Annotated in this window: 4 protein-coding genes and 1 pseudogene; all 5 read left to right on the top strand. The window is 74.1% G+C overall.

Going from position 1 to position 7150, the window contains the following annotated elements; all coding sequences use genetic code 11:
- A pseudogene (locus tag ACZ5GT_RS28220) lies at window positions 1-1143 on the top strand (2-oxoacid:acceptor oxidoreductase subunit alpha); the annotation flags it as partial.
- Entirely contained in the window at window positions 1133-2158 is a 1026-nt protein-coding gene (locus ACZ5GT_RS28215; protein ID WP_469031725.1) for a 2-oxoacid:ferredoxin oxidoreductase subunit beta, read from the top strand. The pseudogene ACZ5GT_RS28220 and the gene ACZ5GT_RS28215, both read left to right, overlap by 11 nt.
- Window positions 2155-2475 (top strand): ferredoxin, encoded by a 321-nt coding sequence (gene fdxA / locus ACZ5GT_RS28210; protein WP_469031724.1) that lies wholly within the window; start codon window positions 2155-2157, stop codon window positions 2473-2475. Before ACZ5GT_RS28215 ends, fdxA begins: the two co-directional genes overlap by 4 nt.
- A 145-nt stretch (window positions 2476-2620) precedes the next feature.
- Entirely contained in the window at window positions 2621-3658 is a 1038-nt protein-coding gene (locus ACZ5GT_RS28205; RefSeq protein ID WP_469031723.1) for an AfsA-related hotdog domain-containing protein, read from the top strand.
- 8 nt (window positions 3659-3666) lie between these two features.
- A complete protein-coding gene (locus ACZ5GT_RS28200; protein WP_469031722.1) occupies window positions 3667-6483 on the top strand; it encodes an AfsR/SARP family transcriptional regulator in 2817 nt (938 codons plus the stop codon).
- Window positions 6484-7150: the final 667 nt, after the last annotated feature.

Genomic DNA, 7150 nt, shown 5'->3' with positions numbered 1-7150 from the left:
GGCAACCTCGCCCTGGCCTACGGCCTGATCGCCGCCTCCCGCCAGGCCGACCTGCCCCTCTTCCTCGGCTCCTACCCCATCACCCCCGCCTCCGACATCCTGCACGAGCTGTCCCGGCACAAGAACTTCGGCGTGCGCACCTTCCAGGCCGAGGACGAGATCGCGGGGATCGGGGCGGCGCTGGGCGCGGCGTTCGGCGGATCGCTCGCGGTGACCACCACCTCCGGCCCCGGTGTGGCGCTCAAGAGCGAGACGATCGGCCTCGCGGTGTCGCTGGAACTGCCGCTGCTCGTGATCGACATCCAGCGCGGCGGCCCCTCGACCGGGCTGCCCACCAAGACCGAGCAGGCGGATCTGCTGCAGGCGATGTACGGGCGCAACGGCGAGGCCCCCGTCCCGGTCGTCGCCCCGCGCACGCCCGCGGACTGCTTCGACGCGGCCATGGAGGCGGCCCGGATCGCGCTGGCCTACCGCACGCCGGTCTTCCTGCTGTCGGACGGCTACCTGGCCAACGGCTCCGAGCCCTGGCGCATCCCGGACACCGACGAACTCCCCGACCTGCGGGTGCAGTTCGCACAGGGCCCCAACCACACCCTCGACGACGGCACCGAAGTGTTCTGGCCGTACAAGCGTGACCCGCACACCCTGGCCCGCCCCTGGGCGGTTCCCGGCACGCCCGGTCTGGAACACCGTATCGGCGGCATCGAGAAGCAGGACGGCACCGGCAACATCTCCTACGACCCCGCCAACCACGACTTCATGGTCCGCACCCGCCAGGCCAAGATCGACGGCATCGCCGTGCCGGACGTCGAGGTCGACGACCCGGACGGCGCGGCCACCCTGGTCCTGGGCTGGGGCTCCACCTACGGCCCCATCACCGCCGCCGTGCGCCGGCTGCGCGCCGCCGGGAAGCCCGTCGCCCAGGCCCACCTGCGCCACCTCAACCCCTTCCCGAGCAACCTCGGCACGGTGCTCGCCCGCTACGACAAGGTCGTCGTCCCGGAGATGAACCTCGGCCAGCTCGCCACCCTCATCCGGGCGAAATACCTGGTCGACGCCCACTCCTACAACCAGGTCAACGGCATGCCGTTCAAGGCCGAACAACTCGCCACGGCTCTCAAGGAGGCCCTTGATGCCCACTGAGGCACTCTCCGCGAAGGACTTCAAGTCCGATCAGGAGGTGCGCTGGTGCCCCGGCTGCGGTGACTACGCGATCCTCGCCGCGGTCCAGGGCTTCATGCCGGAACTGGGCCTGGCCAGGGAGAACATCGTCTTCGTCTCCGGCATCGGCTGCTCCTCCCGCTTCCCGTACTACATGAACACCTACGGGATGCACTCCATCCACGGCCGCGCCCCCGCCATCGCCACCGGCCTGGCCACCTCCCGCCGCGACCTGTCCGTCTGGGTCGTCACCGGCGACGGCGACGCCCTCTCCATCGGCGGCAACCACCTCATCCACGCCCTCCGCCGCAACGTCAACCTCAAGATCCTGCTCTTCAACAACCGCATCTACGGCCTCACCAAGGGCCAGTACTCACCCACATCCGAAGTCGGCAAGATCACCAAGTCGACGCCGATGGGCTCGCTGGACGCCCCCTTCAACCCGGTCTCCCTCGCCCTCGGCGCCGAAGCCTCCTTCGTCGCCCGCACGGTGGACTCCGACCGCAAGCACCTCACCGAGGTACTGCGCCAGGCCGCCGCCCACCCCGGCACCGCCCTCATCGAGATCTACCAGAACTGCAACATCTTCAACGACGGCGCCTTCGAAGCCCTCAAGGACAAGCAGCAGGCCGAGGAAGCCGTGATCCGCCTCGAACACGGACAGCCCATCCGGTTCGGCACCGGCCTGTCCAAGGGCGTCGTGCGCGACCCGGCCACCGGCGACCTGAAGGTCGTCGAGGTCACCCCCGGCAACGAAGCCGACATCCTCGTCCACGACGCGCACTCCACGTCCCCCACCACCGCGTTCGCCCTGTCCCGCCTCGCCGACCCCGACACCCTGCACCACACCCCGATCGGCGTCTTCCGCGACATCGAACGCCCCGTGTACGACGAGCTGTTGTCCGAGCAGTCGGAGCGGGCCGTCGAACTGCACGGCAAGGGCGACCTCGCCACTCTGCTCACCGGCAACGACTCCTGGACCGTGGAGACCTCATGACCTACGTCATCGCCCAGCCCTGCGTCGACATCAAGGACAAGGCCTGCGTCGACGAGTGCCCCGTGGACTGCATCTACGAGGGGCCGCGCAAGATGTACATCAACCCCGACGAATGCGTGGACTGCGGGGCCTGCGAGCCCGCGTGCCCGGTCGAGGCGATCTTCTACGAGGACTGCCTGCCCGACGAGTGGGCCGACTATCTCACCGCCGAGCGGGACGTGTTCGCCGTGATCGGGGCGCCCGGTGGCGCGAGCGCGGCCGGACCGCTGGCCGAGGACCACCCGATCGTCGAGGACGAGCCGGTCCGGGTGGGTTGAATGCCCAGGTGAGGGTGGTAACGAGCGTTCGCTTCAGTGTGGCTTCCCCGGTCCTTCAGCGGAGTCGGGCAACGTGCTCTCCGTCAAGCGCACGTGCCCAGCAAGCCTTCCGCAGAGCCGCCGGACACCGCCGCAGAGGAAGTCCATGGACACCTACACCCCCACGTACGCCCCCACGTACACCCCCACGTCCCCCTCGTTCCTCGGGCCCCACCACCTGGTCCACCGGCCGGGCAGCCCCGAGGCCTTCATGTTCAAAGCGACCGCGCCGGTTCGGCAGAACTTCGCCTTCTCCGCGCAACTGCCCGAAGAACACCCGCTCTTCGGCGACTCCGTGTCGCGGTACCACGACCTGCTGTTCCCCATCGAGTCGCTGCGCCGGACGATGCTGTTCGCGGCCCGCCGTTACTTCAGGGTGCCGACGGGCCCGCGCCCCGTGCTGGCCTCCGCCGGTGCCACGATCACGGGTCCGGACGCCTGGCGCCGCGACGGCGCCGGGAGCAGGATCGCCCTTGATCTCGGTATGACACCGCTCGACGTGGTCGGCGGCGTGCCGCGCGGCCTGGAGTGCGAGGCCACCGTCTCGATCGACGGCGAGCGCTGCGGAACCGCCTCGGCGCGGCTGGTCTTCCCCGTCCAGGGGGTCCGCCCCGGCGGTCCCACGCTCGGCCGGCCGGACGGCGAGGAGCCGGCGGCCGCCCGGGGCGGCGTCCCGGCGTCTCCCGGTGTGCCGCTGCCCGAACAGGTGGGGCATCTCGACAGCCGGCACGTCCTCGTCGGACTGCCCGCCTACGCCGCGGCGGAGGGCGGCGACGGCCTGGTCTTCGCCGTCCACGCACCGGCGGTCGCCGAGGTGCCGGCCGAGATGCCTGGCGAGGTGCCCGGCGAGGTGGAGCCGACGCTGTTCCTGGAGCTGTCCCGCCAGGTGGGGCTGCTCGCCGCCGCCGAACTGCGCGGTTTCGTGCCGACGTACGCCGTGCTGTCCCGGTGGCAGGCCTCGTTCGAGGGCGTCGCCGCGCCGGACCTGCCGCTGCGCTGCGTGGTGCGCGAGGAGGCGCGCCGTGCGGACGGGCGGGTGTCCCGGGACGCGGAGGGCCGGCCGGTGGTCGGCCTGCGGATGACGTTCCTCCAGGGCGGCCGGGTCGTGGCGCGGGTCTCCGCGGCCGTGCTGCAGGACTGCTGAGGCGCGCGATGAGATACCGCGTGCTCGGCCCCGTGCACATGTCGCCCCGTACGCCGTCCGCGGCCAAGCCGCGCGCGGTCCTGGCCACCCTGTTGGTGCAGAGCAACACGGTGGTGTCGACCCACACCCTGATCGACGAGCTGTGGGGTTCCGAACCCCCGCGCACGGCCACCACCACCCTCCAGGTGTACGTCTCCCAGCTGCGCAAGGCCCTGCTGGCGGCGCCCGGCGACGACCCGGCCGGGACGGACGCGGCGGAGGCGGACACGGCACAGCCGCTGCTGACCCGGCCGCCCGGCTACCTGATGCGGGTGGCCCCCGGTGATCTGGACCTGTCCGTCTTCGAGTCGCTGCGGGCGGAGGGCCGGGCCGCTTACGGCAGGGGCGAGTACCAGGCCGCCTCGCAGGCGCTGAGCCGTGCGCTCGGGCTCTGGACGGGGCCCGCGCTGTCGGGCATCCCGCACGGACCGTCGCTGCAGACCTCCGCGATCAGGCTGAACGAGTTGCGCGCCGAGGTGCTGGAGCAGCGGATCTCCGCGGATCTGCGGCTCGGGCTGCACCAGGAGCTGATCGGCGAGCTGATGGCGCTGGCGCACGAGCATCCGCTGCGCGAGGCGCTGCATGGTCATCTGATGGTGGCGCTCTACCGTTCGGGCCGGCAGTCCGACGCCCTGCAGGTCTACCGGCGGGCGCGGCGGTCGCTGGTGGACGAACTGGGGGTGGACCCCGGACCGGTGCTGCGCGGGCTGCAGGAGCGGATCCTGGCCTCCGATCCCTCGCTGGCCTGGCGCGGCGAGCCCGGGCGTCGGCTCGTACCGGTCGGCGGCCCGGACGACCGCCCGGCCGAGGGGTCCGCGACGGACGCTCGGTCCGGGGCAGACGCGAGGTCCGCGAGAGACGCGGGGCCAGCGGGGCCCGCGGGGTACCCGGAGCCCACGGTGTGGCTGCCGCCCGCCGTGGCCGACTTCACCGGGCGCGAGGAGCAACTGGCCGACGGCGAGGAGCTGTTGGCGGACGAGTCGCCCGGCCGGAACAGGGTGCTGCTGCTGTCGGGCCGGGCGGGCGCCGGCAAGACCGCGCTGGCGGTGCGGTTGGCGCACGGCGCGGCGAGCGGGTTTCCCGACGGGCGTGTCCTGGTGACGTTGCGGGACGCGGGCGGGCGGGCCGTCGAACCGAGGACGGCGCTGACGACCCTGCTGCGCCGGCTGCGCGGGCCGCGCGCGGCCGGAGCGGGAACGGACTCGGGGACGGAGCCGTTGCCGTCGTCCGAGGCGGAACTCGCGGAGCTGCTGCACCGACGCACCGCGGGCCGCAGGATGCTGTTCGTCCTGGACGACGCGGTCTCGGAGGCTCAGGTCCGGCCGGTGCTGTCGGCCGTGCCGGACAGCATGGTGATCCTGACGAGCCGTCATGTGCTCGGCGCGCTGGGCAACGTGCGGCGGCTGACCCTCGACGTGCTGTCCGCGCCGGAGGCCGAGGCGCTGCTCATGGCGTGCGGCGGCCAGCGGATGCGGGACGACGCGGAGGCGGCGCGCGAGATCGCCCGGCTGTGCGGCCGGCTGCCGCTCGCGCTGCGGGTGGCAGCCGCCGGACTCGCCGCCCGCCCGCACTGGACCGCCGCCGGGCTCGCCCGCCGGCTGCGTGACGAACGGACACGGCTGGCCGCGCTCGCGCTGGGCGATCTCGACGTACGCAGCAGCCTGCTCACCGCCTACCGGGACGTGGACGAGGAGGCCCGGCACGCCTTCCGGATCCTCGCGCTGACCTCGCTGCCCGACTTCTCCCTGTGGAGCGCGGCCGCGCTGCTCGGCACGGACCTGGCGGAGGCCGAGCGGCTCACCGAGGAACTGGTGCAGGCCCATCTGCTGGAGGCGCGGCGCCGGCCCGGCCGGCCGGGCCCCGTGCGCTACGGCTTCCACGCGCTGCTGCGCTCGCTGGCCCTCGAGGTGCCGGCCGGGGAGGACCCGCGGGAGGGCGCCGCGGCCGTGGAGCGGCTGTGCCGTGCGTTCCTGGCGCTGGCCGGACACGCGGACGCGCGGCTGACGCCCGGCCGGAACCGGCTCGCGCACGAGGCCGAGCCCCCGCCCGGGGTCTTCCCCGAGGAGGTGGTCGGCAGCGCGCCGCTGCGGTGGTTCCAGGAGGAGTCCGCGGGCCTGTCGGAGGCCGTACGGCAGGCCCACGCGGCCGGCTCGTGGGGCCTGTGCTGCGCCCTGGCCTCGGCCTCGGCCGGCTACTACGAGGCGGGCGCCCTGTGGGACGAGTGGGAGTCCTCCCACCGCCTCGCGCTGGACGCGGCCCGCCGGTCCGGCGACGTCCACGCGGAGGCCGTCGTCCTGCGGTCCCTGGGCGACCTGGACTGGCAGCGCCAGCAGACGTCGGCGGCGATCGACCGGTACCGCCTCGCCGGGGAGTTGTTCACCCGGCACGGCGACCGGGCGGCGGCGGGCCGCTGCCTGTCCGCGGAGGCGGACGCGCTGCTCGGGACGGGGCGGATCGCGCAGGCCGGACGGGCCTACGCGCACGCCCTGTCGGTGAGCCGGCCGGCCGGCGACGCGCGCGGCACGGCCGAGTCGCTGCGCGGACTGGCGCTGGTGGCGGTGCGCGAGGGCCGCCACGACGAGGCGCTGGCCCGCCTGGCGGAGTGCGAGAACGCTGCGCGCTTCGCGGGCGACCGCCGGTGGACCGAGTACGCCCGCCGCACGGCGGCCGCCCTCCGTACGGCCCTCGGCTCCGGCCGTCCGGGCACGGCGACCGCGATGCCCCTCGAAGTCCGCCCCGGGGTCTGGCTGTTCTGCCCGTCCGAACCGGCCCGGCGAGCGGCCTGAGGCCCCGTCCCGCCCGATGCCGGACACCGCCCCCGGCACCGGGCGGGCGCCCCGCCGCAGACGCGGACACGCGCCCCGTCCCGGCCACACCCGCCGCCACGGCCCGGCGCGAGACGCACACCCTCCCGCCACCAGGCACGCACCTCCCCGCAGACACGGACACGCGCCCCGTCCCGGCCACACCCGCCACCGCGACCCCGCACCAGACGGACGCCCTCCCGCCACAGGCCGCACACCTCCCCGCAGACACGGACACGCGCCCCGTCCCGGGCACCCCCGTCGCCGCGACCCCGGGCGAGACGGTGACCCTCCCGCCACCAGGCCGCACACCTCCCCGCAGACACGGACACGCGCCCCGTCCCGGGCACCCCCGTCGCCGCGACCCCGCACCAGACGGACGCCCTCCCGCCACCAGGCCGCACACCTCCCCGCAGACACGGACACGCGTGCCATCCCGGCCACACTCTCCACCGCGCGGCCCCGCACGAGACGGTGACCGTCGACCCGACGGGCGGCCTCGCGGCGGACGGCACGGGGTCGCTCTCGCCGGTACCTACCACTGCCTCGGTATCTGTCTCCCTGTGCGGCTCCGCCGTGCGGGCGTCAGCCGCTCGCGCCCGGCAGCCGATGCCGGCACGCAGCCACCGGCGCCCGCGCATACGGAACC

The sequence above is a fragment of the Streptomyces sp. NPDC031340 genome (genome assembly GCF_055569945.1).
This window is presented reverse-complemented; position numbering and strand designations above follow the sequence as displayed.

What these genes read in the sequence shown, in the direction of transcription:
- ACZ5GT_RS28215 (WP_469031725.1), top strand. Translation starts at nt 1,133, where the DNA reads ATGCCCACTGAGGCACTCTCCGCGAAGGACTTCAAGTCCGATCAGGAG.
- fdxA (WP_469031724.1), top strand. Translation starts at nt 2,155, where the DNA reads ATGACCTACGTCATCGCCCAGCCCTGCGTCGACATCAAGGACAAGGCC.
- ACZ5GT_RS28205 (WP_469031723.1), top strand. Translation starts at nt 2,621, where the DNA reads ATGGACACCTACACCCCCACGTACGCCCCCACGTACACCCCCACGTCC.
- ACZ5GT_RS28200 (WP_469031722.1), top strand. Translation starts at nt 3,667, where the DNA reads ATGAGATACCGCGTGCTCGGCCCCGTGCACATGTCGCCCCGTACGCCG.